The 25,336-nt window shown below is 62.4% G+C and carries 18 protein-coding genes; 9 read left to right on the top strand and 9 right to left on the bottom strand.

Going from position 1 to position 25,336, the window contains the following annotated elements; translation table 11 throughout:
- The first annotated feature begins 64 nt into the window (after positions 1–64).
- The 3 genes from V5E97_RS31525 (at position 65) to V5E97_RS31535 (ending at position 5,418) form a co-directional block, all read left to right on the top strand.
- A complete protein-coding gene (locus V5E97_RS31525; protein WP_406695516.1) occupies positions 65–2,860 on the top strand; it encodes a PSD1 and planctomycete cytochrome C domain-containing protein in 2,796 nt (931 codons plus the stop codon).
- 76 nt (positions 2,861–2,936) lie between these two features.
- Positions 2,937–4,355, top strand: a complete 1,419-nt coding sequence (locus V5E97_RS31530; protein WP_406695517.1) for a DUF1501 domain-containing protein — start codon at positions 2,937–2,939, stop codon at positions 4,353–4,355.
- Positions 4,356–4,410: 55 nt separating this feature from the next.
- Positions 4,411–5,418: a prenyltransferase/squalene oxidase repeat-containing protein gene (locus V5E97_RS31535; protein ID WP_406695518.1), complete on the top strand. Its 1,008-nt coding sequence runs from the start codon at positions 4,411–4,413 to the stop codon at positions 5,416–5,418.
- Positions 5,419–5,518: 100 nt separating this feature from the next.
- On the opposite strand, the gene V5E97_RS31540 is transcribed toward V5E97_RS31535, so the two are convergent.
- The 8 genes from V5E97_RS31540 to V5E97_RS31575 all read right to left on the bottom strand — a co-directional run bounded on the left by V5E97_RS31540 (position 5,519) and on the right by V5E97_RS31575 (position 16,704).
- Positions 5,519–7,870 carry a serine hydrolase gene (locus tag V5E97_RS31540; protein ID WP_406695519.1) on the bottom strand — a complete coding sequence of 784 codons (2,352 nt, stop codon included), beginning with the start codon at positions 7,868–7,870 and terminating at the stop codon, positions 5,519–5,521.
- Between the two features lie 414 nt (positions 7,871–8,284).
- Entirely contained in the window at positions 8,285–9,055 is a 771-nt protein-coding gene (locus V5E97_RS31545; protein ID WP_406695520.1) for a 4'-phosphopantetheinyl transferase family protein, read from the bottom strand.
- The gene (locus tag V5E97_RS31550; RefSeq protein WP_406695521.1) at positions 9,052–9,837 is read right to left on the bottom strand and encodes a thioesterase II family protein; all 786 of its coding nucleotides are present in this window, start codon (positions 9,835–9,837) and stop codon (positions 9,052–9,054) included. Before V5E97_RS31550 ends, V5E97_RS31545 begins: the two co-directional genes overlap by 4 nt.
- A gap of 91 nt (positions 9,838–9,928) precedes the next feature.
- Positions 9,929–10,318, bottom strand: a complete 390-nt coding sequence (locus V5E97_RS31555) for a hypothetical protein (RefSeq protein WP_406695522.1) — start codon at positions 10,316–10,318, stop codon at positions 9,929–9,931.
- 148 nt (positions 10,319–10,466) lie between these two features.
- Positions 10,467–11,420, bottom strand: coding sequence for a sugar phosphate isomerase/epimerase family protein (locus V5E97_RS31560; RefSeq protein ID WP_406695523.1), 954 nt, complete (start codon positions 11,418–11,420; stop codon positions 10,467–10,469).
- Positions 11,421–11,569: 149 nt separating this feature from the next.
- The gene (locus V5E97_RS31565) at positions 11,570–12,805 is read right to left on the bottom strand and encodes a Gfo/Idh/MocA family protein (RefSeq protein WP_406695524.1); all 1,236 of its coding nucleotides are present in this window, start codon (positions 12,803–12,805) and stop codon (positions 11,570–11,572) included.
- A gap of 412 nt (positions 12,806–13,217) precedes the next feature.
- Positions 13,218–14,573: a GH1 family beta-glucosidase gene (locus V5E97_RS31570; RefSeq protein ID WP_406695525.1), complete on the bottom strand. Its 1,356-nt coding sequence runs from the start codon at positions 14,571–14,573 to the stop codon at positions 13,218–13,220.
- A 130-nt stretch (positions 14,574–14,703) separates the two neighbouring features.
- Positions 14,704–16,704, bottom strand: coding sequence for a serine/threonine-protein kinase (locus V5E97_RS31575; RefSeq protein WP_406695526.1), 2,001 nt, complete (start codon positions 16,702–16,704; stop codon positions 14,704–14,706).
- A gap of 769 nt (positions 16,705–17,473) precedes the next feature.
- On the opposite strand from V5E97_RS31575, the gene pdxH reads away from it, so the two are divergent.
- From pdxH to V5E97_RS31605, 6 genes are all read left to right on the top strand, one after another.
- The gene (pdxH, locus tag V5E97_RS31580; RefSeq protein WP_406695527.1) at positions 17,474–18,115 is read left to right on the top strand and encodes a pyridoxamine 5'-phosphate oxidase; all 642 of its coding nucleotides are present in this window, start codon (positions 17,474–17,476) and stop codon (positions 18,113–18,115) included.
- Positions 18,116–18,253: 138 nt separating this feature from the next.
- Entirely contained in the window at positions 18,254–20,185 is a 1,932-nt protein-coding gene (gene treZ, locus V5E97_RS31585; RefSeq protein WP_406695528.1) for a malto-oligosyltrehalose trehalohydrolase, read from the top strand.
- Positions 20,186–20,306: 121 nt separating this feature from the next.
- Complete coding sequence (locus tag V5E97_RS31590) at positions 20,307–22,280, top strand: ABC transporter permease (protein ID WP_406695529.1); 1,974 nt, start codon at positions 20,307–20,309, stop codon at positions 22,278–22,280.
- An 83-nt stretch (positions 22,281–22,363) separates the two neighbouring features.
- Positions 22,364–22,777, top strand: a complete 414-nt coding sequence (locus V5E97_RS31595; RefSeq protein WP_406695530.1) for a nucleotide pyrophosphohydrolase — start codon at positions 22,364–22,366, stop codon at positions 22,775–22,777.
- 293 nt (positions 22,778–23,070) lie between these two features.
- Positions 23,071–23,328, top strand: coding sequence for an acyl carrier protein (locus V5E97_RS31600; protein ID WP_406695531.1), 258 nt, complete (start codon positions 23,071–23,073; stop codon positions 23,326–23,328).
- A gap of 99 nt (positions 23,329–23,427) precedes the next feature.
- On the top strand, positions 23,428–24,402 hold the full coding sequence (locus V5E97_RS31605; RefSeq protein ID WP_406695532.1) for a lysophospholipid acyltransferase family protein: 975 nt from the start codon (positions 23,428–23,430) through the stop codon (positions 24,400–24,402).
- 115 nt (positions 24,403–24,517) lie between these two features.
- On the opposite strand, the gene V5E97_RS31610 is transcribed toward V5E97_RS31605, so the two are convergent.
- Positions 24,518–24,970: an HU family DNA-binding protein gene (locus tag V5E97_RS31610; protein WP_406695533.1), complete on the bottom strand. Its 453-nt coding sequence runs from the start codon at positions 24,968–24,970 to the stop codon at positions 24,518–24,520.
- Positions 24,971–25,336: the final 366 nt, after the last annotated feature.

Raw genomic sequence — 25,336 nt, forward strand, 5'->3', positions numbered from 1 at the left:
CCCGCTTCTGCCCCGCCCGTAATTGAAGTCCTCGGTACAGACTGGCGCCCGGAGGTACTTTCCCGTGAGCCGGAACACGCTTATCCTCTCGTGGGTTCTGATCGGAGGACTTCTCCGTACGGCGTCCGCTCAAGGTGCCGAGGAGGCGAAGCTCGACCCCGCCCAGGTCGAGGACTTCGAGAAGAATGTTCGCCCTGTCCTCGCGACTAAATGCGTGGGCTGCCACGGCCCCGACAAGCAAAAGGGGGGGCTCCGCCTCGATTCGCGGACTTTGATGATGCAAGGGGGAGACTCGGGGCCGGCCATCGCTCCTGGGGATCCGGAGCAGAGCCGGCTGGTCGAAGCCATTCGCTATGGTGACGATCTTCAGATGCCTCCGAAGGGGAAGTTGAAAGAGTCGGAAATATTCGCCCTGACGAAGTGGGTCAAAGCTGGGGCGCTCTGGCCCGAAACCAGGTCGGAGTCGGCGGCCGAAGCGCCAACTGTCGCCACGGCTGCGGTCATTTCCGAGCAGGACCGGGCATTCTGGTCGTTTCGTCCCATCACGTCGCCACCGACTCCTCCCGTCAAGGATTCGAGCTGGGCACGGTCGTCGATCGATGATTTCGTGCTCAACAAGCTCGATTCGGCCGGGTTGAAGCCGGTTGCGCCCGCCGATAAGCGGACCTTGATCCGGCGGGCGACGTTTGACCTGATCGGCCTGCCGCCGACCGTAGCGGAGGTCGAGGCCTTCTTACGGGACGAATCGCCCGAGGCGTTCGCTCGGGTGGTCGACCGACTGCTGGCCTCCCCCCATTACGGCGAGCGCTGGGGACGACACTGGCTCGACGTTGCGCGGTATGGTGAGGACCAAGCCCACACCTTCGAAGCCCGGCTCTATCCCAGTGGTTTCCAGTATCGCGATTGGGTCGTCAAGTCGCTGAACGATGACAAGCCTTACGACCGATTCGTCATGGAGCAGATTGCCGGCGACTTACTCGACGGACCCCATCGTGACGAGCAGCTCAAGGCCTTGGGCTTCTTCGCACTCGGTCCGGTTTATTACGGGAAAGCGGTCTACGACGAACTCGATGACCGCGTCGATACGCTCAGTCGAGGCTTCCTCGGCTTGACGGTCGCGTGTGCCCGCTGTCACGACCACAAGTTCGACCCGATCCCCCAACGCGACTATTACGCGCTGGCCGGGATCTTCGCGAGCACTCAATACAAAGAGTATCCCCAGGCGTCTGCCGACGTCGTCGCTCGCTACGACCAGGCTCAGGCGGCGATCAAGGCCAAGACCGAAGAGATCGCCGCGTTCCAACGGACCGAATCCGCGCGGTCGAGCGACGCGCTTGTCTCGCAGACCGCACGATACATGGTCGCCTCCTGGAAGCTTGTGAATCGACGGACGGCGGACCCGAAGATCCGAAGCTCCGAGGTGGCCAAGTCGGAACAACTGGAACCATTCTTCCTCGACCGCTGGGTGAAGTACCTCTGGCCGGAGCAGGCGGTCGAGCGTCCTTACCTCGCACACTGGCACAAGCTCGTCGAGGCTCAGGACAAGACGATCGACCTCTCGGCGGACACAGCCGCAGTGGCTCAAGTCACCGAGGCGGCTCGTCAGTTCGAGACCTATCTTCAATCGATCGTCGCGGTGCGGAAGGCGGTCGAGGCACAACAGAACGCCTCGAAGGCGATCGGCCTCGAAGCCAAGCCGGCTGGGGCGGGGGCTTCGCCCGCGGGTGTCGAATCGCAGGTTTTCAACGAGATCGCCTCGCGCGACGGGCTCTTCGCCATTCCCAAAGACAAGGTAGATGGGTTGCTGTCCGCCGATGCCAAGCTGGCCTTGAAGACGCTCAAGTCCGAGCTCAACCGTCTGAAGAAAGAGGCACCGGCGAAGTATGCCGTGTTGCACTCGCTGGCGGAGGGGACGAGCATCGCGGACATGAAGCTCTTTCTTCGAGGGAACCCCGAGACTCCCGGCGACAACGTGCCTCGGCGCTTCCTTTCGATCCTGAGTCCGGGGAGCCCCACGCCATTCCACGAGGGAAGTGGCCGGCTCGAACTGGCGAAGGCGATTGCCAGCCCGGCCAACCCGTTGACGGCTCGGGTAATGGTCAACCGGATCTGGGAACACCACTTCGGCCGTGGCCTGGTCGGTACGCCCAGCAACTTCGGCCATATGGGGGAGCGGCCCACCCATCCTGAATTGCTCGATCATCTCGCGAGCCGGTTCATTGCGTTGGGATGGTCGATGAAAGCCTTGCATCGCGAGATCATGGGTTCGGCGACCTATCAACTGAGCGGTCAGTTCGACGAGCGGAACAACGAGGTCGATCCGGACAACCGCCTGCTCTGGAAGATGAATCGTCGCCGCCTCGAGGTCGAAGCCTGGCGCGACTCGATGCTCGCGGTCTCCGGAACCCTGGACCCCACGATCGGCGGCCCCTCGATCGCGTTGACCTCCTCCGCCAACAAACGCAGGACGTTCTACGCCTCGATCAGCCGACATAGCCTTGATGGTCTGCTCCGGCTGTTCGACTTCCCTGACCCGAATATCACCAGCGACAAGCGGACCGTGACCGCGGTCCCGCTCCAGCAACTCTTTGTGCTCAACAGCGACTTCATGGAGCGCCAGGCGAAGGCCCTGGCCGCGCGTCTGCAAGCGGCCTCGAACGCGTCGCTCGCCGATCGGATCAAGCAGGCGTTCCTGGTCCTCTACGCTCGTCCGGCGAGTGATCGGGAAGTGCAGTGGGCCATGGACTTCCTGGGCGGCGATGACGCGACGCCCCAGGGGCAAGCCGGGGGCGCGCTCTCGAAGTGGGAGGAATACGCCCAGGTCCTCCTCGGAACGAACGAATTTACCTTCGTGGATTGATGTGAGAGAATCCGCACAAGGGGGATTCTCACGCGGCCGGAACGGAACGGGCTCACAAGGCGACGGAGACATGGTCATGCAAAACCAGGGGTTCGATCCGTCTTTCTCGCGCCGGGATATGCTTCGGAAGATGGGAGGGGGCTTCGGCGCCCTCGGCCTGGCGAGCGTCCTGGCGGGCGAAGAGAATGTCTTGAGCCGTGTTCTGGCCGACGAGCCGACGGCCAATCCGCTGGCGCCCCGATTGCCGCACTTCGCGCCGAAGGCGAAGCGGGTCATCTTTCTGTTCATGAACGGCGGCCCGTCGCACGTGGATACGTTCGACCCCAAGCCCCAATTAACCAAGTTCCATGGCGATAAGCCGGCGAATCGAGGACTCAAGACGGGTCGAAAGGGGGGCGGAACCTTGATGGGGTCCCCCTTCTCGTTCCAGAAATATGGGCAGAGCGGAATCGAGGTCAGCGAGCTTTACCCCGAGGTGGGCAAGCAGATCGACAACATCTGCGTGATCCGGTCGATGCGCACCGACGTGCCCAACCATGAACCCGCCCTCTTGATGATGAACTCCGGGCAGATTCAGCCGACCCGGCCGAGCATGGGCTCGTGGCTGACCTATGGCCTGGGGACGGAGAACCAGAACCTCCCCGGCTTCGTTGTCCTCTGTCCCGGTAAGCCGGTCGTGGGCCCGCAACTCTGGAGCAACAGCTTCTTGCCCGGGATCTTCCAGGGGACGCACATCAATAACGCGTCCCTCGACCCCAAGGCCGTGATCCCGAACGTCAGGAACCGCAGCCTCACCCGGTCCGCCCAGCGCAGCCAGCTCGACCTGCTGGCGAAGATGAACGGCGAGCATCTCGAAGGGCGCGGACGCGACCCGCAGCTCGAAGCACGGATCGAGTCGCTGGAAATGGCCTTCCGGATGCAGTTCGAGGCCCAGGACGCGTTCGACATCAGCCAGGAATCGGCCGCGACGCGCGACTTGTACGGCAAAGGTGAATTTGCCGACGCTTGCCTGATCGCACGTCGGCTCGCCGAACGGGGCGTGCGGATCAGCCAGGTCTACTACGGGAACGGCCAGCCCTGGGACGACCACGCCGACATCCTCAACCACCGCAATCACGCCGCCAAGAGCGACAAGCCGATCGCCGCCCTGTTGATCGATCTGAAATCGCGGGGCTTGCTCGACGACACGCTCGTCGTCTGGGGGGGAGAGTTCGGTCGGACTCCCACCTCCGAAGGTTCCAAAGGGCGCGACCACCATAGCCTTGGCTTTACCATGTGGCTGGCCGGTGGCGGAGTCAAAGGGGGCCATGTTCACGGGGCGACCGACGAGCTCGGCTTCGTGGCCATCGAAGACAAGGTCCACGTTCATGACCTCCATGCCACGATCCTTCACCTCCTCGGGATGGACCACGAACGGCTCACCTACCGTTATAGCGGCCGCGACTTCCGACTGACGGACGTGCATGGCGAGGTGGTTCACAGCATTATTGCCTGAACCTGGGATCGCAAGGTTGCCGCGGTCGGCCTTGGGCGAGTGAGTGGAGTGACGGATGCCTCGACGATTCGCCCGCGCTGTTGGTTTGCGAGGGAGTGCGACGAAAGGCATCGTCTGGCTCGTGCTCGCGACTTCATGCTTCGATGGGATCGTGGTCGTTCGAGCGGCCGATGACTTTGGAGTCGCGCCCGCCGAACGCCGCGTCTTGAATTTCCTGGCGAGGGAAGTGCCCCTGTGGTCCCGGGAGAATCATTGCTTCTCCTGCCATAACAACGGCGACGCCGCGCGTGCCTTGCTCGCCGCGAAAAAGGCGGGCGTGGCCCTGCCCGAGGACGCACTCCGTGAGACGATCGCGTTTCTCTCACGCCCGGAACGCTGGGATAAGAATGGAGTCGACGCCGCGTTCAGCGACAAGCGTCTCGCGCGGCTCCAGTTCGCCAACGCACTGGCGGCGGCCGTGGACGCCAACGCCATTACGGATCGATCCATTCTCCTGAGGGCCGCGGATCGGCTCGTGGAAGATCAAGCGGCCGACGGGTCCTGGAGCATTGATGAAGTCGCCTTGATCGGTTCGCCCGCCACCTACGGCGCACCGCTCGCGACCGCTCTCGCCAGACGGACCTTGCTCATTGCCGAGGCCAGACGGTACTCAGGCCCGATCCGCCATGCAGAGCGTTGGCTTCAAGCCCGACCGGTGCAGAATTCCCTGGACGCCGCGGCGATTCTGATCGGATTGAACCCAAACGAGGTTTCGTCCGAGCTGCGCGGACGCTGTCTCTCTCTGATTCGAAAGGGCCAGTCGTCGGATGGAGGATGGGGACCGTTTCCGAACTCCCCGCCCGAGGCGTTCGATACCGCGATCACTCTGCTCGCCCTGAGCCGATGGCCGGTTCCCTCCAAGGAGGTCACCTCCTTCATTCAGGGGGGACGGCGATATCTGGTCGCCAATCAGGTTGAGGACGGGAGCTGGACCGAAACCACTCGTCCCACCGGCGGGGAGAGCTACGCACAACGCCTCTCGACGACCGGTTGGGTTGCTCTGGCGCTGCTCGCGACGGATTGAAGTGAAATGTTGGTTATGCGATTGTTTTTGTTGGCCGAGGGGCGACCAGTCAAGCCGGCCCTCGCCGCTTGACGGTCGCCCCGTTTGGAGCCGGCGTGCTCTATCGCTCGATTTCCTCGAACGGGATGTTCAGGATCGGGTAGGTGCTCCAATCCTTGTGGTCGAAGTGCCACCATTCGTTGACGTTGACGGTAAATGCTTCCTTTTCCATCGCGTGGCGGAGCAACTCGCGATGCCAGCGCTGTAGGGAAGTGCCGCCCGGATAATCGGGATAGGAACGCTGGGAGAATTCGTCGTAGCCGCCGACCATCGGCACCGGCTTTCCCGTGGCGAGGTCATAAAGGGTCAGGTCGATCGCGGACCCTCGATTGTGCCTCGAGCCCTTGGCGGGGTTGGCGACGAAGATCTTGCTGGGGCCGGGCGTCGCGTCCCAGAACATCTTGGTGACGTACCAGGGGCGATATGAGTCGTGGATCAGGATGCCGTAGCCTTGCGGCTTGAGAGCTTGGTGGATCTTTTGGAGGGCCTCGGCGACCGGCCGCTGCATGAAGGCGCGTGCCGAGGAATAGAGGGGAGTTCCCATGAAGTTGTTCGTGGATGCGTAGCGAATGTCGAGCTTGATCGTCGGCTCGATCGTGGTGATATCGACCAGCTCCGGCGTCCGGAACTTACCGGGCTCGCGCGGTGGCTTCGCGAAGAGTGCCTCGGCTCGCAGTTCGGCGACCGGTCGGAGGGGCTGGATTCGGAAGGTGGCGCCATCCTCGCCGTCGATGGGCCGGCGCAGGAAGTGGACTTCGGCCGCCACAACTTCCTTGGCTCGGCCCTTCTCGTCCCGACGGAACGTCAGGCTTTCACCGTCGTAGAGCCCACGGGCAGGGAACCGAAAGTGGTCGGGGGAGACCTCTTCGAGAGGATACGAGAAGAACCATTCGATCAGGGCGTGAAGCTTGCCGTCCTTTTCATAGATGTAGAGGACGTTGTGATCCCAGCCATATTCGCCGATCAGTCCGGCCCAGCGGTCGGGCGAAGGCTCGGGCTTGGTTACCGCCAGGCGAGTCAGGGCGGTTCCGTCGACGATGAGCTGATCCCCCTTCTGCTGGACGTTGGACCCATACTCGAGCAGGTCGTCGACGATGAGTTGATCTCCCGCCTGACGCAGTTGGGCACGCGCCCCCCCTTCTCGACGGGTCAGGTAGAGCTTGCCGTTGCGGGCGAGCAGGTCGACACCTTTGTCGCCGCTGCCGTATTGTCCTTCCAGGCTGAGGGCACGTTCCGAGGATACGGGGGAGCTGGAGTCAATCGTCGCCAGCGGCTTGCTTTCACGCACGGCGAGCATCAGCCGCAAAGCGGTGTCGGCCACGCGTTTCGTCAGGGCGTTGGCACAGTCTCGGTTCGCGATCACGACGACCCCCAGCTTCTCGTCGGGGAGCGCACCCACTTCGGTGGCGAAGCCGTAAATCGCTCCACCGTGGCCAATCCGACGATGGCCATCAATTTCGGCGAGGGCGAAGCCGAAACCGAATTTCGTCTTGTCTCCGGACTTCGAGAATTGGGGCTCGATCATTTGCCGGAGGGTTTCGCTCTTCAGAATCGTGGTCCCGTTCGGCCCTTTGCCTTCGGCGAATAGGACGCTGAGGAACCGGCCGAGGTCGAGGACGTTCGAATAGAGATTTCCGGCCGGCGCGGTGCCCAGAGCGAACGTCGGCGCGGCGAACGATCGGCCGTCGTACGTCGACATCACGCCATTGGCCAGCAAACCCTTCATATCAGGAGTCGGCGAGAATCGGGTCCGATCCAGTTGGAGCGGTCCAAGAAGCCGGCGCTCGAGGGCAGGTCCGAAGGGTTCGCCGCCCACTTGTTCGAGCACGCGGCCAACCACCGCAATGCCGGCGTTGGAGTACTTCGTCTTGAACTCGGGGGCATAAACCAGCGCTGTCTCGTTCAGGCTTTTCACCGACGCGGCGAGCGTGGGCTCGGTCGGATCGAAATAATGGCCGACGGGCGATTCACGGACGAGCCCGGATCGATGGGACATCAGATGTCGGAGTGTGATGGGCTTCCCCGCGGTTTGCTTGGGAGCGAACTCGGGCAGGTATTCCTGGACAGGGGTGTCGAGGTTGAGCATGCCCTGCTCGACGAGCTGCATCACCGCGATATCGGTGAAGAGCTTGGAGACCGAGCCGACCCGATACACCGTCTCCGCCGATGCGGGAAGGCGGCGTCGCGAATCGGCGAAGCCAAAGCCTCGCGCCCAGACGATTTGCTGGCCGTCGACCAGGGCGATCGACAGGCCAGGGATCTCCTTCTGATCGATCTCCGAGGTGATCCAACTCTCGAGCTTCTTGGCGGCTTCCGCGTATGGTTCTCGAGGGGGGATGGTGACCTCGGCCAGAGCCCCCCGAGGGGCGACGGCGAGCAGCGAGAGGGTCAACGCAGCGATGGCGCGGATCACAACACACTCCATTTCAAGTCGAGGCCCAGCTCGGCGAATCCCCCCCACTAAAATCAGCGATTCGCGACTGGACGAGAATCTCGATGGATTTCCGGCTCGGTCGAATCCGTAGCACGGCCGGCCCGGCCGTATCCCCTACGGCCCAGGGCCATTTCTTAGACTCGCGCCGACCCCGAGGGAATTACGGCCGGGCCGGCCGTGCTACTGCAAACAAACCGGTGCGGAAACCGCAAGAATCATCGGTTCTTTCGCTCTATCGCGGATCGTTGAAAATAAAAGCGGAGGATCACCCCGAGCGATTCTCGGATTCAGCTCTTTCGCACCTCGACCATGTCGAGGTGCGCGCTCTCCCAGGTCAGATCGTCGCCGAAGCGCATGATCGAGGCAATGATCGTGAGAATCGAGCGGATTGTTTCAAGGGGTAAGGCCTGGCCAGTTTCGGACTCGGACCCGGCAGCCCTCGCCTGCGACAGCCAGGGCTCCGACGTAACCAGGCCCGGGATGAAGTTCGTGGAGCGACCAGCGGGCCGCCTCCTCGCGATCGTCGTGTGTGACCAGCACGGCGGCAGGCGCTCCAGGGGCGAGCGAGACCTCGAACGAGTCGAGCGAGAGTGCAAGTCCTTTGCCTTGCGCCTTGATGTACGCTTCCTTGCGGGTCCAGCAAGTGAAAAAGGCCTGCGTTCGCTCTTCGGGTGCCAACGAGCGGATGGAGGCCAGCTCGGCGGGGGCGAAGAACCTCGCGGCGATTGCGTCAGCGGCAAAATCGGGGCGGATCGTTTCGAGGTCGATGCCCAGTTCCCGCTCTCTTGCGAACCCGAAGAGGGCAATCTCTCCGGAATGAGAGATGTTGAACCGCACGAGCTCGGGCTCGTGGGCCTCGGCCAGGGCCGGCTTGCCGTGGGTGTTGTAAGTGAACTGAATGTGCTTCGGCTCGATTCGTAGGTAATGGCCGAGCAGAGTTCGGAGCAGGCCACGCGCGACTGTAAAATGGCGCCTGCCTTTCTCAAACGAATAGCGATCCGCGCGCTTCCGCTCGGGTTCGTCAAGCAAGGCCCTCAGACGCGCGACCTCGGCCTCGGTCTGTTCGAGAGATGCCATCCAGACATGCACTTCATTGCGGCTAAGGGTTTCATCGAACTCCGGCTCTTCGCGTTCGCCCGGTTCGATCCGATGAGCATCGATCATGACGGAAACCCCTGAAGCGTCGTCAAGGCCCGGCTCAACACCGACAGCATCTCTGCCGTGGCGGTCTGGAGGAAAAAATGACCACCTGCGAATTGCTGACGCTCGAATCGGTCACTCGTCTGGAGCCGCCAGCCTTCCAGCTCATCCTGATGAACCCAGGGATCGGTGAGCCCCCCCAGGGCGAGGATCGGAAGATCTAATGGCGGCTCTTCGGTATAGGCGTAGGTCTCGTTGACCGCGAGATCAGCGCGGATGATCGGCGAGAACAGGCCCATCAACTCGCTGTGATCGAGGAGGGCTTGAGGCGTCCCATCAAGGAGGCGGAGCTCTTCGCGGAACGCCACCTCGGGGAGGGCGTGGATTGGTGGGCGACGAGGGCGGAGTTGGGGCGCGAAGCGTCCGGAGGCGATCAAGAGCCTGGGACTCGGCAGGTTTTGCCGACGGAGCTCGCGGGCCAGCTCGAAGGCAACCAGGGCTCCCATGCTGTGCCCGAAGAGGGCGAACGGCTTGTCGAGTTCGGCGGCGAGTGCGTCGACGAGGCCGTCGATGAGTGAGCCGATCCGCTGGTGGGTTGGCTCTCGGAGTCTGGACTCGCGGCCTGGAAGCTGCATGGCGCAAAGCTCGACCCACGCGGGGAGCCTGTCCGGCCAGAGTCGAAAGAGCGATGCGCCTCCACCCGCGAACGGGAAGCAGAAGAGGCGGAGATCCGCCAGCCGGTTGGGCCTTGGCTGGACCAGCCAAGGATTCGTCGCGCGATTCGCCTGCATAAGCCCTTGTCTCATCGAGGATCGTTCTCAGAAAAGCGAGTCGGCCCCTGCCCTGCCCTGGGACCGCGATTGAGCCGGAAGCCGTCCACAAGGACCGTGGCATGACTCAGCTCTGATCGGTTCGATCCAGGCTGGCTTCGATTCGCGAGAGTGTTTTCGGGTCGTTCATCGCGGACTTGCCGAACCCGGGCAGAGCGCCGAGGGAAACGGCCTCCTCCTGGGCCTTGGCGAAATCGCTTACGAGCATGATGGGTGTGTTTGCCAGGTCGGGGTCGGCCTTTACGGCTCGGATCAACTCAAGACCGGGCGACTCATCGACATCCGTGACTCGATTGACCAGAAGCAGGTCGTAGCCACCGGTGCGGAGTTCACTCAGCGCGTCGTCGAAGGTGTCGGCGGCCGTAAGCTGGGCGTTCAGTCGGCCTGATAAGGCACGGGTCAGGTTTCGGTGGTCGTACGCGCATTGGCCGACGCTGAGGATCCGAGGAACGGCCATGGAGGGCTCCGCTTCATTGAGGTTCGTACGCAGCAGGGACGGTGGCAGAATGACCACTCTATCGTGCGGCAAACCTGAAGCTCAAGTCACGAAGTTCCGGGGTGGAGGCCGTCGGCTCCTCCGCCCCGGTCAACGACTGATGGGTGGTTCAAGCCAGCCCCTCTTGCACAGCCTCACGCATTTTTTCCAGGCCGGTTCGTGCCACGAGTACGGGATCTAGTTTCCAGTACTCGCGGTTGAACAGCTCGAGCGAGAGCATCCCGCGGAAGCCAACGGTTTTCAGAGTCTGAAAGACGGCTCGCAGCGGAGCCACGCCGTCGCCCGGGTAGACGCGATGGGCGTCGGTGATCGTGTCGCGCGAAGGAGAGTCAGGGTAGTCGTTGAGGTGAAACAGGTGGAAGGCCTGCCCCGAGAGCAGCTTCAGGCCCTCGAAGCTCGAACCCCCTTTGTGGAGATGGTAGACGTCAGGGAGGATGCAGGCCTTGGGATGCCCGGACTCAACGGCCACCATCGCCACTTCACTGAGTCGGCCAAGCGTCTTGGAGAAACCCCAAACCTCAAGCTGGGGCACGACGCCGATCGAGTCACCCAGCTCCAGGAGCGCACGATAGCGCTCGGCAACCCGCTTGAGGTCGAGGTCGGAACGATCGGTCGCCCCGAACGGAGGAGCGGCAATTCTGCGCCCTCCGATGCTGAGGACCATCTCCATGTTTCGTTTCGCCTCTTCGAGTCCCTTGCGACGTCGCGCGTCGTCATCAACGGACCACTCGAAGAAGCCGATGGCGTCCTCGACGCTCAACCCCTGGTCGGCGATTCGTTTGCCCAGATCTTTGAGCGAGCCGCCCCCCTTCACGTACTGATCGAGTTCACGGATCCAGGGCTCGATCCCCTGGTAGCCCGCCTTCCCGACGATGTCGACCACCTCCGGTAGGGGGAGCTTCTGCCCCTGGATTGTGCTGGTGTTGAAGCAGAATCCAAACGGAGAAGCCGACGGTTGATCCGCCGCAAGGGCCTTGCTGCCCCCCTGCGCTCCGAGAGTCAGTCCGGCTCCGAGCGCAACCTGTACGGTCGACAACCACCCACGACGCGACAGCTCATTCATCAACGTTTTGATCCTCGGCACAGGGATTCAGGCTCGGGGCGAGCGGAGTGTTCACAACGCGGCCCGTAGACCGGAGCGGGAGGGACGACCTCGATTCCTCTCGACTCGAGAATCGTCTGGTAGGGTCTGGCTTTGAAGCGTCCTTGGATTCAGGCTGGGCTCCAGGTGGCGAGTTGGCCACTCCGGTATGCTCGATTGCCGAGATGTGCAGCCGAGGCCGCGCTGACGCCCGCCTCGGCCGGGCAATGGGGCCGTTGCCGGCTTCGAACGCAATCGATCCAGTTGGTCAGGTGGAGCAGTTCACCGTCAGGCTTGTCGTAGAAATCGCGGCCGCGGTGGGGGTCGGTGCCCAGGATCAGCTCCTCGGATTTTCCTGTCCCCCCCTCGGGATGGATCTCGTAGCGCCCACGGTCGATGTAAAGGGTCGCATCGGTCCCCATGAATTCGATCATGGCGCCGTTGCGCGCGTTCGAAAACGTGCCTTCGAAGTAGGCCTGAATTTCGTTGGGGTAGTGAAGCAGGCACTGGATGGTATCCGGGGTTTCCCAGACCCCCTTGCTGGCAAGCTGGTCGCCAATGGCCGTTGCCTGATCCGGGTGATCGAGATCGAGGAACCAGTGGGCCACGTCGATCCAGTGGACCATCAGGTCGGTCAGCAGTCCGCCACCGAAGTTCCAGAACCAGCGCCAGTTGCGGAAGCGATACTCGTCGAACGGCTGCTCGGGAGCCGAGCCGAGAAACGCCTTCCAGTCGACCTGTTTCGGATCGACGCCGAGCGGTCCCTTCTGCATCCGGCTCCGCGTGTTGCGGTTCCAGGTCAGGTGGACTTTGATGATCCGACCGATCCGGCCTTGGTCGACCAGTTCCTTGGCCTTCATGATGTGGGGCATGCTGCGCTGTTGGGTGCCGATCTGGACGATCTTGCGGTTCTCGTTCTGGGCCTTGATGACGGCGGCCCCTTCGGCCAGGTCGTGCGTCAGCGGCTTCTCGACATAGACGTCTTTGCCCGCGTTGCAGGCGTCGATCGTCATCGGCACATGCCAGTGGTCGGGGCTGCCGATCAAGACGGCGTCGATGTCTTTGCGATCGAGGATCTCGCGATAGGCCCGGCTCATGTGGGCCTTGGGATCGGCAAGTTTCCGGCCTTCTTCCAGGTGAGGCTCGTAAATATCGCAGACCGCGGCGATCCTGACGTTGGGGACGTTGGCGAGCGACTTCATCAAGGTCCGGCATCGCCCGCCCGTGCCGATGCAGGCGACTTCGATTGTGTCGTTCGCGGCGTACCCACGCGTGGTTTCGAGTCCTGCCGATGCCGCGAGCATCGCCCCCGCGCCGACCTGCCCCATCGTCTCCAGGAACTCTCGCCGGGTCTTGTTCGGGCGCATGCGAACGGTTCCTTCAGAAAAAAAGGGGGACGCGTTTTGGCGACCCGAAAGGCCTGTTTCACGAGGCCGGAGAGTCCGAAGCACCTACCTGTGCGGTGCATCCGTCAAGTTTATTGATTTCAAGGATCGGGTACGGCCGGCCCGGCCGTTAATCAATCAAGCAGGGTCGGTGCGAGTCCGAGGGGGATGTTGTCAGACACCGGGGGAAGTACGGCCGGGCCGGCTGTGCTACCGGGGATCGCCTAGCCCGATATCGAGCACCAACCGTTAGTATCGCAAGAGCAGGCGTCCACACAAGGGCCTGGTGGACCGACGAATGGGCTGTGAGCGTTCCATCTCCTCGATCCGAGGCCGAGTTCCGGTTGGGTCGTGCTCGCCCGCTTTGCAATCAAATGACGGGGCATTGATCGGGTTAGAGAAGCCGGTTTTCCCGGATGACCTGGGAGTACCAGTGAGCGCTCAGCTTGGGGGTTCGCTTTTGCGTTGCGAAGTCGACATGAACGATCCCGAATCGCTTGGCGTAGCCTTCGGCCCACTCGAAATTATCGAGAAGGGACCAGGCGAAATACCCGCGCACGTCAAAGCCTTCGCGGATCGCTCGGTGGAGCTCGACCAGATAGCTACGCATCACTTCACGACGGTCGAGGTCGATGATTTCGCCGTCGGGATTGATCAGGTCGGCCAGTGCCGCGCCATGCTCGGTGATGTAGAACGAATGGACTCCAAAGACTTCGGCGGCGTGACGAACTCCCCAGTAAAGCACTTGCGGCGTGAGGTTCAACCAGGGAAGGTCGCCCTTGGGAAACTGCCGAGGGAAGGCCAACCGTTCGGGGAGTCCGTCCTTACCCGCGCGTACAAAGTCGCCGGAGTAGAGGTTGAGCCCAAGGAAATCCATCGGCTGTGCGATCCAGTCGAGGTCTCCGATTTCCACTCGTGGCGCGTCGTCTCCTGCCGCCGCGAGAAACTCCTCGGGGTAGCGACCGCGAAAGAGCGGCCCCATGAGCTGGCCGTTCGATCGCTCATACTCCGCCCGCGCTGCCGCGATGTGGTCGTCGGTCTCGATCACGGGGATTTGCGGCGGCGGCAGGTGGTTGTGGACGAGTCCGACCCGCGAGCCGGGCCCACCGTGAGCACGTACGGCGGAGACGGCGTACCCGTGGGCAAGCAGGGCGTGATGATAGCCTTGATTGACCGCACGCGCGGACTCGGTTCGACCGGGCGCGAACTCCCCTTCCGCGTAGCCTTTGCCAATGAAGCAAGGGATTTCGTTGAGCGTGAACCAGTTCTTGACGCGGTCACCCAGCCGCTTGACCACGGTCTCGGCGTAAGGCCGGAACGCCTCGGCCGTGGACCGGGTGAGCCAGCCGCCCTGGTCTTCGAGGGCTTGGGGAAGGTCCCAGTGGAAGAGGGTGACCCAGGGGGTGATTCCGGCCGCGAGCAGGGCGTCGATCAGGCGGTCGTAGAAGTCGAGGCCGCGAGGATTGGCCGGTCCGTCACCCGTGGGAATGATGCGCGGCCATGCGATCGAGAGCCGATAGTTGCGAATCGCAAGGTCCGACATCAAGGCGGCGTCTGCTTCGTAATGGTGATAGTGGTCGCAGGCGGTCTCGGGTGTATCGCCGTTGGCGACGTGCCCAGGAGTGGACGCGAAGCGGTCCCAGATCGACTCGCCTTTGCCGTCCTCGCTGACCGCCCCTTCGACTTGTGTTGAGGCCGCCGCCGCGCCCCAGACGAAGTCATCGGGAAACCGATACGATGGCGTCGTCATGAGCGGGGTCCTGACTCACCTCAAAAACAGCGGCTCGGCAATGTTCGGCCGCGCCCCCTGCTATCGTAGTCGTTGGACCTGGCTCGTGACACCACTACGCTCGAATTGAAGGCGGCTTGGCTCGCCCTCCTCAGGAGGCTCGGCGACGCGCCGGCGGGAGCGGCCCTTTGCCAAGCACTTGAGGGAGCGTTGTCGCGGGGGCCGGGACGGTGGAGGTGACTGGAAGCAGGTTATCGGCGAGGCGTGATTTGGGGCGGTCCATCAACGGATCGAGATCCGGGAGTCGGACGAGCTCCCGTCCGGTGGACTTCGCGGGGAGGTATGCGGGGAGCGGATTGAGGTGTGGTCGGCCTGCGAGCTCCGTCGTGTGACGACGGACGTCGGGGAGGCGATTTTCTGCTCCTTCGAGGGTCGTCGCGCCGGAAAGCGAACGGGATTTCCCGTCAATAATGGCCGAGTTGGCGAGCGGCAACGACTCCGGGATCGGTCGTCCCACGGCCTGGTTGGCGGTCGTGCTGCGCGATCGCTTCTGCCTGAGGCTGAGTCCGAGGGCGACGATCAAAAAGCCACACACGGTTCCCAGGATGACCAGACTGGCCTGGGATGCTCCTTGGCGGTTGATGATCGGGAGCCCGAGGAGCGGGCGACTTTGGTGGGACCGATCGGTTCGAGTGACGCTGGCGGGCTCGGTGGGGGGCTCCCGAATCAGTCCTGGCTCCCGCGCGGCCGAGACCACCGAATGAGCGAACGCCTTGCAATCAGGAAAGCGTTGCCGGGGATCTCGCGAGAGCCCTCGTTGTACCGCGGAGGAGAGAGTCGCGGAGAGGGTCGGGCAGATTTGACAAAGCTCCGGGGGTTCGATGCTCGATTCTTTCTCTAAAATCCCGGCCTGGGTTTGCCCCTCGAACGGGGGATGCCCGCTCAGGAGTTCGTAAACGGTTGCCGCCAACGCATATTGATCGGCCCGTCCGTCGGCCGGCCCTCCCGCGACGATCTCGGGGGCGATGGTCGGCGACGGACCCGCGAGCCACGCGTGGGAGACCGCCGTGCCTTCCGACGAGGGACCGAGCCACTCCGCGATCGCCTCGGCCATCCCGAGTCCACCAAGAGACGCGCGGCCATTCTCATCGAAGAGGATGTTGGCCAGGCTCACTTCGCGATAGAGCCGGTTTCGGGTGTGGAGATAATCGAGTGCATCCGACACGTCGGGAAGCCACTGCTCGAGCGAGTGTGGGGCCACGGGAGTCGGCCGTCCGTCGGGACCGACCGGCCTCCGAAACTTCAGGCTTCCCCCCGCGCGATGCTCGGCCACAACAAACGGTGCATCGTTATGCGTCCCCACTTCGGTGACTCTGACGAGATGAGGATGGACCAGTCGAGCCCCCGAACGAACGGCGCGCATGAAGCGCGCCTTTGATTCGTGGTTGTGAACGGGGGGGAACGCCGGCACTTCGATGACGACATCCGCGTCGAGATTGCGGTCGTGGGCCAGATAGACGACCCCTGCGGAGGCCTGGCGAAGTGTATCGAGGATTTGATAGCGCCCGTCGGCGAGTTCCATCCCCTGCCAGGATCCGTTCGGTGGGGCTTGAGCCGCGTTGAAGGTGGCTCGAGCCGGCTCGTTCCCTGCCCTGGCCGTTCCCCCGGTGAGAAGGACGCTCTGATCGACCGTGCGGCCGCTCCGCGCTGGCCGTTGAGTCGGATGTGATTCGACCACGAACTCTTTGCCGACCGAGGGCCTTTGGTACGGAGTGTTCGAGCCTTGCTGGGCGCTCGAAGACGACGCGATGCCGGCGACGAAGGCCGCGATGAGCAGGAACCGTCTGGCGATATTTGACGTTTTGATATCAAGATGCGGTCCGCGGTAGGCGGAGTGGCCGGAGCCGGGGAGGTTGCGACTCTCGTCGGTTGACCGCGGGTGCTCGGGAGCGAAGACGATGGGCTCACGACCGGGGCAGCGATGGAACCGGCCGTCGAACCGGGTCGTCGTATGCTCGAACCAAAACGTACCGAGCGCGCGTTCGATCTCGTCGCGCTCGCTCGCCGTGGGGTGAATCAAGGCGCGTTGGGTTCGCAGAAGGATCGCCCGGCAATGCGGGCATGAGGCGATTGTTGGTCGTTCTGCTGACATGCGGAATTACCTCGGATAGGAATAGGTCGCCGTCCTCCCGCGACACTCTCAACGGTCGGGAATCCGCCCGACGGCGACTCTGTTGGGCCGCCCCCGTCCCTCACACTGGAGGGCCTTCGTTCGCTACAACGATTTTGGTGCTGTCGAATCGCTCCGAAATCAGTGCCTCCCGTCGGTTGTACTTTTTCCCATCTTTGTAGTTATTTCCTCATTAAGGAGGAGAATTTTCTCGGCAGTGCAACCCGATGTGCGTCCGCCTGAACCCGATCGGATGGGGATCGAGCGACCCTGGTCTGCGGGAAGACAGGCCCCACAGCCGACGAATCGTCGCCTTGGACCTTGCCACCGACGCATCTCATTTGCAGAGCTAAGCGAGTAGGGTTTGCCGTTCGGGCGAGCGTGTTTTTACCTGTTCACGCCGCACCAAAGATTTGTGGAGCGCACCCAGACCCTGGGTGACTCCGTCGGCATCTCCATCCTGATAGATGTGTTCGACTGGTCGTTCCGTCAGGCGGATTCAATCGACGTGGATTCAATTGATGACAGACCGAGCCGACGATCCGCAGTGCAAATCGAATGCCAATCCCCAGGGGATCGAAGGGAAGTGGGCAGGTCGTGGCCGATCCCAATCGCTTCGTTGGAGCAACGGACGCCTCGTCCGCTCTTGAATTGGCCGTCGATCAACCCTGAAATTTGGCGGAAATCAGGGTAAAATCGGAGCGAAGAGGACCGGTCGAACGATCGGCCTCGGGATGGAGGAACCCGGTCCATGTCGATGTCGCCGCTGCGGAACGAGTATACGAAAGCCACCTTGGACGAGAAGGATATCGACCCTGATCCGATTCGTCAGTTTCACGCATGGTTCGACGCCGCACTGGCGGCCCAGGTGTATGAGCCCAACGCCATGTCGCTGGCGACGGCCACACCGGACGGACATCCGTCCGTGCGGATCGTCTTGTTGAAGGGGGTCGACTCGCGAGGCTTCACCTTTCATACCTGCTACGATGGGCGAAAGGGACGCGAGCTCGATGCCAACCCCCATGCCGCGGTTGTGCTCTTCTGGCCCACGCTCGAGCGTCAGGTGCGGATTGAAGGGCGTGTCGAACGGGTGAGTGGCGAAGAGTCGGACGCCTATTTTCAGAGCCGCCCCTTGGAGTCGCAACTCGGCGCCTGGGCCTCGCCTCAGAGTGAGGTGGTTTCCTCACGCGCCACGTTCGAGGACCGGATGGAGGAAGTTCGCGCCCGCTACGCCGACGGGAAGACGATTCCTCGGCCGTCGAATTGGGGAGGCTATCGAATCGTGCCCCACACGCTGGAATTCTGGCAAGGTCGACCGAGCCGGCTCCACGATCGCGTGCGTTATTCCCGGGACGCAACCGGTGACTGGAAGGTCGAACGCCTCGCCCCTTGAACCCGGGAACTCCCCGGTTTCTTTCCGTCGCAAGCGACCGATCAGAGCGGACTTGCGTGTGTCGTCGTTGCTCCGTTCCATGGGCCTTGCCCCAGCAGGGCCGTGCGGAGCCTTGAATTTGGATCGAAAAGGGTTTCTATGTCTTTATTGAATCGAAGCCGAGGCGCTCAACGTCCCAGGCTGTGGCGGCCGACGCTTGGAGCCTGGCTCGAGGAAGGTGGGGCTGGGACGCGTTTTCGCGTCTGGGCCCCTGAGGCCCGCTCGGTCGAGGTGGTTCACCTCTCGTCCCAGGGCGGCGAGTCGAGTGTTGCCCTCGAACGTTCGGACGATGGAACCTTTGGAGGACTGATCCCGGCCGCTTCCGCCGGGGATCGGTACCTCTACCGTTTGGACGAGAAAGGAACCTTTCCCGACCCGGCTTCACGTTACCAGCCCGAGGGAGTTCATGCCCCGTCGGCGATCGTCGACACTGACGCATTTCCGTGGTCGGATCACGGGTGGCGTGGAGTGAAGCGTGAAGAACTCGTGATTTACGAGATCCATGTCGGTACCTTCTCGCCAGAAGGGACCTTTGCCGCGGTCGTCGACCGTCTACCATGGCTCGTCGAACTGGGGGTGACAGCGATCGAGCTGATGCCGGTTGCCGATTTCGCGGGGTCGAGAAGCTGGGGCTACGACGGCGTCGACCTGTTCGCCCCTGCGCGGTGCTACGGGACACCCGAAGACCTCCGCCGCCTGGTGAACGAGGCGCATCGTGTCGGGCTCGCGGTGATCCTGGATGTGGTTTACAACCACTTCGGACCCGTCGGCAACTACACCTTGGCATACAGCCCAGGTTATCTCTCCACGAACCATCAGAGCGCCTGGGCCGCCTGTGTGAACCTTGATGGCGAGCAGAGCGGGATGGTCCGCGAGTTCTTCATCGAGAACGCCCTGCATTGGGTCCACGAGTACCATATGGATGGACTTCGGCTCGATGCGACTCACGAGCTTCATGACGGGAGCGCTCGCCATTTTCTGGCCGAGCTCTCGTCGAGGGTTCGTGCCTCGGCTCCCGAACGAGACCTCGTGCTGATCGCCGAGGATCATCGCAACCTGGCCAAGATGATGCGACCGGAAAGTGCCGGCGGATGGGGCCTCGATGGCGTCTGGGCCGATGATTTTCACCACCAGATCCGCCGCTTTCTGGCGGGGGACCATGAAGGGTATTACCGCGACTATAGCGGGTCGATCGTCGACCTGGTCGATACGATCAACCAAGGGTGGTACTACCGTGGGCAGCAGTCGATTCATCTGGGCGAGGCCCGCGGCACGAATCCGCAAGGGCTCTCCCCAAGTTCGTTCGTGATCTGTCTCCAGAACCATGACCAGATTGGGAACCGGGCGTTCGGGGATCGGTTGAGTCCGAATCTCGACCTGGCGGCGTATCGCGCGGCGAGCGTTTTGTTACTCACGATGCCGGCGATCCCTCTCTTATTCATGGGGCAAGAATGGGCCGCGACGACGCCCTTTCTCTACTTTACGGACCACGAAGAGGATCTGGGCAAGCTTGTGACAGAAGGTCGCCGCCACGAATTCCGTCATTTTCTGGCGTTCGTGGATCCCGAGGCACGCGAGAAAATTCCTGACCCCCAGGCTGTCTCCACGTTTGAGGCCAGCCGGCTCGACTGGTCGGAATCCGAGCATTCTCCCCATGCCTCGATTTTGAGACTGTACCGCGCCTTACTCAGGCTTCGCCGTCAGGAGCCCGCCCTCCGCCCAAGCCGTCGCGACAACGTGCACGCGATCCCGCTCGACAACGCGTCTCTGCTGCTGATTCGTCGCTCGAGTCCTGACGGTGAGACCTTGCTCATCGTGGTGCGCTTGCGCGGAGCGGGCGAGGTCCGCTTGGAGCATGGTGCCACGCGCGGGCTTACGTCCTGGGACAACCTGGAAGTTGCCCTGACGACCGAAGATCCGCCCTTCGCCGACGATCCGATTCCGCCGATTCTTGACTGGACTCGAGACACCCTCTCGATTCAATTCCGCCGACCAGGCGCATTGATCCTTCGCATCAAACCGTCGAAATAAGGACCTGGGAACGCATGATCGCTTTGCGTTCGTCATGATTTGCCGGTATGCCGCGCCACGAGTTAAGTTCGCTGACCCCTCGGTTTGTTGAACCGTGTCCTAGATTTAGAACAAGGCGCCGATGGCACGCGCATCGACCCGGCTCGAAGGACATCGAATCCAGGTTGAAAAGCGATTTATGAGACTCGGTCCGGTCCTCGAACGAGAGCTCGTCGTGACGGCAAGGCGAGCGCGTTTCTTTGCGTTACGATCCCTTTACGGATTGGTTTTACTCGCACTTGTGGTGAGTGTTTACCGAAATGGAGGGGGCCTTGACGGTGCGGGGTCGACGATCACGTTCGCTCGCGGCTCAGAGCTTGCGAGGGGCCTGTTCGCGAGCCTGATCCTGATCCAGTGGGTGGCGGTCATCTTCCTGACGCCCGCGCTGGTTTCCGGGGCAATTGCGGGGGAGTACCAGCGCAAGACGCTCCACGACCTCTTGAGCAGCGATTTGACAGACGCGGAGATCGTGCTCGGGAAACTCACGGCCCGGCTGGTTCATATCGTCACGCTTCTGGCGACGGGTCTGCCCATCCTCGTTCTGGCCGGCCTGCTCGGTGGCCTCGATCTCGGATTGACGGTTCTGGCCGAACTGGCGATCCTTTCCACCACCTTCTTTCTGGGGGCATTGTCGATCCTGGGTTCGACACAGACGCGGAGTGCGCGAGGCGCATTGAACTTCACGATGACCTTGACCCTGACGTGGCTCATCTTGCCGGGGGCGACGGTCGTCTTGCTGCCTGACGCAGGACACCTTGGATTTGTGCTCTACGACTGGTTCGGGCCACTCAACGCCTGGATCAGCGCGAGCAGCCCGTTCTCACTCTGGATTGCCAGCGTGGGAAGGACGATTCGAGGGGCCGACGATTTCCGGGAACAACTCCTCTGGATGATCGGCCTTCAGGTCGTCTATGGAGGCTTGCTCGCATTGCTTGCGACTTGCTGTCTGAGGCGGTCGTACCGGAACCGGCAAGGTGCGTCCCGACGGAGAACCTGGGCTTTCGCCGCCCGCGTACCAAGGCGGCGCCGCGTGGTTGAACGACCAGGGTGCGGCCGAGATCCGATGCTCTGGAAAGAGCTCGTGGCCTCGAGGACGCCCGCCTTTTACGGGTCGCTGGGGCTTCTCACCACGCTCATGCTCGGATGCCTTCTGGTCTGGACGACGTTCGATTACGCGGCCCCTGCGTTCCGAGAGCTACTTCAGTTCGGCTATGGTGTGGCCCCGTCGGGCTCGGCGCGTGCCCTCTTTCACTTTTACCTGCGGATTGCGGGGACCGCGATCACGCTGATCACCGTGCTTGGGATTGCCAGTGACGCAGCGGCAAGTATCGCGGGCGAGCGGGAAAAGGACACGTGGGTCAGCCTGACCGCAACGCCACTGACGGGAACGGAAATCGTGCGGGCCAAGATCATCGGAGCAATGTGGGGGATCCGTCATATCGCGGTGGTCTTGGCGTTGCTCTGGGGAGTGGGCATGCTGGCCGGATCGGTTCATCCGCTCGGTTTCGTCGCGTGCCTGATCGAACTGGCGGCCATTGCCTGGTTTGCCGCCGCGCTGGGAATCTGGATTTCACTCCGCTCGGAGCAGACCCTCCGTGCCGTGGCCAAGGTCACGGGGGTCCTGGTGCTGTTGAACGCGGGTGTGATGCTGGCTGCCCTGACTCTCTGGCCGGGGCAACCGTTCGCTTTCTTCGGATGCATTCCTGTCTTGCTATGCGCCTCGCTCGTGTCGTTCGGCGAGGTGAGCGGCACAGTCACAAGGAGCGTGATGGGGCCGTTCTCCGACCTTTCACTTTCGACCATGTGGGGCAAGCACGGAGCAGAACTTGCCTTCACATGCGTCTTGGGCACCGCCAGCTACGCAGTCGCGGCCTTCTTTTTCACCCGGTCGGCCTGTCGGCAGTTTGACACGTTGCTCGACCGGCCCAAGCTGGCCGGCCCCGAGCGAGAGTCGAAGCCTGTTGGTCCCACGATGGGGCATCACGGCGGGCTCGGCCGTTGGGTTTCCACGCGGCTGCCCGCTTGGACCCCCTTCCCACCGCAAGCCGGGAAGTGATGGATGGCCGCTGGTTGCGGTAAAATGACCGCCAACATCCGGCGATCACGTTTACTGGAGACACAGCGCCCTTGGACGGTAACATGAATGATCAGCAAACGACGATCGCGACGCTGAAAGAACTTGTGCGTCTGTTCTCGACGGAGCGGAACTGGGAGCAGTTCCACCACCCCAAGGACTTGGGAGTGGCGCTCGTTTGTGAGGTGGGCGAGGTTCTCGAGCACTTTCGCTATCGGAACAATGACGAGATCCAAGCGTTCCTGGGCGACTTCACCAAGAAGCGGGAACTGGCCCACGAGTTCGCGGACTGCCTCTGGCTCTTGCTCCGTCTGGCCGACGTCTGCCAGATTGACCTGGCCGCCTCGCTCCAGGAAAAAATCGAGCTGGCCGCGCTGAAGTATCCCATCGAGCAGGTTTACGGGCGAGCGGACAAGTACACGGCTTATCAGACCCCGCCCCCCGAGGGCGAGCTCCCGTCCGAGGAGGGACGTCGTTGAGCGGGTCGATTGGGTGGATGGCCTTTTCAGGTCCGTCGAAAAAAATACTCAAGTTTCCGCTGTGGACTGACGAGACAGAAGAAGTCGAGATGTCATCGCGCGCCGGATCCCATGGATGGGCGAGGATTCCGGAGCTGTGAGGCGGGAGCTCAGATCGCTTCAACGGGTCGGACGACCGGGTGGGAAAGGATTCCGTGCCCGCGGTTCCGTTGAGAAGAAGTGATCACGACTCGTCCTGCCCGATCAGCCAGGAAACCCCGGTGCGATTGCCCCTTAGCTCAGGAGGAGCACGCGTGGCCGAACTTACACTTCTAGACTCGGTTGCCAACGCCATCCGCGCCGAGGCAGAGAATACTCGTACCCTGACGATCGAGCCGAACACGCGCCTGGTCGAGGACCTTGACCTCGACTCGATCGACATCGTCGGCGTGACGATGCGGCTCGAAGACCGATTCCACATCGAGATCGATATGGAAGATATCAAACACTTTCGCTCGGTCAGTGATCTGATCGACCAGGTGTCGATTCTTCTCGGCAAGTCGGCTGCTTGATCGCATGTCCACTTGGTTTCGCCGTGATGGGCGAAGGCCGCTCGTGATTCAAGCAAGGCTTCGAGTCACCGCGCTGGTGGCCGGACAAGGAGCGCGGTGATGTGGCAGCGCTGGATGATCGTTCACAAAGTTGTGTTGCAGACCGTGCTACCGGTCTTGCGGCGGCTCCCCTATCGGCTTTCGATCCGGCTACTCGGGATCATGGGCCGGCTCGATCTGCTCGTGATTCCTCACCAGACCCGCCTCTATGAAGAAGCGGTCGCTGGGGCGGCCGAGCGGCTCGGGTGCGACTGGAACGTCCGTGCGGTCAGCCGAGCCCTGGCCCGCCAGACCTACCGCTGGCGCACCCGCGACTTACTTCTGGACGGCCGGTCCGACAGTTGGATTGATCCCCTGTTCCAGGTCTCGGGACGAGAGAAGCTGGAAGCAGCTCAGGCCCGGGGCAAAGGGGTCATCCTGCTGGCCAATCATTTCGGGTCTCACGTCTTGATGACCCACTGGCTCTTTCGCCAGGGTTTTCCGGTACGTTGGTTCGGTGAGAAGCCGAGAAACATTTCGGAATACCTGAACGGCAAGTTCCAGTCGGAAGGAACCCACGGCCAAGCGGGCCTCTTCGTCTCGCGCAAGGCGGGGACGGCCGAGGGGGCCTCGACGATCTACCACGCTGCGCGCATCTTGAATGCGGGCCTGATCGTCAAGATTGCGTGCGATGTGCGCTGGAACGATGCGAAGGCGGTGTCGGCCTCATTCCTGGGACGCACCGAGTCCTTCTCGACGACCTGGGTGACTCTGGCCGCGATGACCGGAGCCGCGGTCGTCCCCGCCTACTGCCGGATGGACGAGCAAGGGCAGTTCCATCTCGAGTTTCGCGATCCGCTGATCGTTCCCCCCGACGCTCGCCGTCCTGGTCGTGCGCTCGAGTGGGTGGACCGAGCGCTCGATGCGCTCGAGGAACAAGTCCGCCACTTTCCCGAGCAGAGCAACGACTACTTCTTCTGGGACGCGGTCGAAGAGCAGGCGAAGAGTCGTTCGATTGCCTCACGTCGAAGTGAGCGGGCCGTCGCGGTTCGATAGCGGACGGCAAGCCGGTGAGTGCGAAGGGAGAAGATCCGGGGATCCATCCGACCGAGGCGAGAAGACGAGGTCGGACGACCCCCGGAGGAGTCCGGGGGTGACTTGGCTGTTCGGCTCAGACCAGCTCTTTGAGAGCCTTCATCGGGACGGCCTTGACGACGTTGCGGGCGGGCTTGGCCTTGATCGTCATCGGCTCTTTGGTGAACGGGTTGATCCCCTGCTTCGCCTTGGTGGCGTCCTTGCGGACGACCTTGAGCTTGAGCAGGCCCGGCACGACGAACTGCCCGGGGCCCTTCTTGCCGAGCTCCTTGGCGATCAACTCGCTCAGCGCGTCGAACACCTTGGAGACGTCCTTCTTGCCCAGCCCGGTCTTCTCGGAGATGGTCCCGTAGATCTCTCCCTTGGTAGCCGCACGCGCCTTGACCGCGCTGGCCGGGGCGGCCTTGGGGGCGGGGGCAGGGGCTTTGGCCTTGGGAGCGGTTTTCTTGGCCATGGTCGTATCGATCTCCTGGTTCTTGGAAGTGTCCGAGCGAACCGTCCGAGCCTCGACCTCATCGAAGGTGATCAACGAGGCTTATTTCGCTTCGATCGGTAGACTGATCGGATAATTACAGGAAAAATTAGAGGCTTGCAGCCCCAATTGTCGTCTTTTCTCGTCATTTTCAGCGAAAAAGTCCGGTTTTTCAGGCGCTGATCCGCTCAAATGCCTGTTTTTGGCTGTTTGACCCGCGTCTTCTCGAAAACGCTCGATTTCAAGGGGATTCCGAGCGTGTCGAGACGTGCTCGTTTCTCACCTCTGTTTTAGCGATGGGATCGAGCGATCAAGCGGCGCTGGAACCACGTCCCAAGCCGCGATCGAAGCCGGCCAAGCTGGCGTGAAACTGCAGAGAGGCGACAGCCAAGTCGATACCGTTCCAACCGACCGCCCATGTCG

This window comes from Singulisphaera photorubra, assembly GCF_045290345.1.
Taxonomy (GTDB): Bacteria; Planctomycetota; Planctomycetia; order Isosphaerales; family Isosphaeraceae; genus Singulisphaera.

Coding starts and splice junctions, on each gene's coding strand:
- V5E97_RS31530 (WP_406695517.1), top strand. CDS start 2,937: ATGCAAAACCAGGGGTTCGATCCGTCTTTCTCGCGCCGGGATATGCTT.
- V5E97_RS31535 (WP_406695518.1), top strand. CDS start 4,411: ATGCCTCGACGATTCGCCCGCGCTGTTGGTTTGCGAGGGAGTGCGACG.
- V5E97_RS31545 (WP_406695520.1), bottom strand. CDS start 9,055: ATGATCGATGCTCATCGGATCGAACCGGGCGAACGCGAAGAGCCGGAG.
- V5E97_RS31550 (WP_406695521.1), bottom strand. CDS start 9,837: ATGAGACAAGGGCTTATGCAGGCGAATCGCGCGACGAATCCTTGGCTG.
- V5E97_RS31555 (WP_406695522.1), bottom strand. CDS start 10,318: ATGGCCGTTCCTCGGATCCTCAGCGTCGGCCAATGCGCGTACGACCAC.
- V5E97_RS31560 (WP_406695523.1), bottom strand. CDS start 11,420: ATGAATGAGCTGTCGCGTCGTGGGTGGTTGTCGACCGTACAGGTTGCG.
- V5E97_RS31565 (WP_406695524.1), bottom strand. CDS start 12,805: ATGCGCCCGAACAAGACCCGGCGAGAGTTCCTGGAGACGATGGGGCAG.
- V5E97_RS31570 (WP_406695525.1), bottom strand. CDS start 14,573: ATGACGACGCCATCGTATCGGTTTCCCGATGACTTCGTCTGGGGCGCG.
- V5E97_RS31575 (WP_406695526.1), bottom strand. CDS start 16,704: ATGTCAGCAGAACGACCAACAATCGCCTCATGCCCGCATTGCCGGGCG.
- pdxH (WP_406695527.1), top strand. CDS start 17,474: ATGTCGATGTCGCCGCTGCGGAACGAGTATACGAAAGCCACCTTGGAC.
- treZ (WP_406695528.1), top strand. CDS start 18,254: ATGTCTTTATTGAATCGAAGCCGAGGCGCTCAACGTCCCAGGCTGTGG.
- V5E97_RS31590 (WP_406695529.1), top strand. CDS start 20,307: ATGGCACGCGCATCGACCCGGCTCGAAGGACATCGAATCCAGGTTGAA.
- V5E97_RS31595 (WP_406695530.1), top strand. CDS start 22,364: ATGAATGATCAGCAAACGACGATCGCGACGCTGAAAGAACTTGTGCGT.
- V5E97_RS31605 (WP_406695532.1), top strand. CDS start 23,428: ATGTGGCAGCGCTGGATGATCGTTCACAAAGTTGTGTTGCAGACCGTG.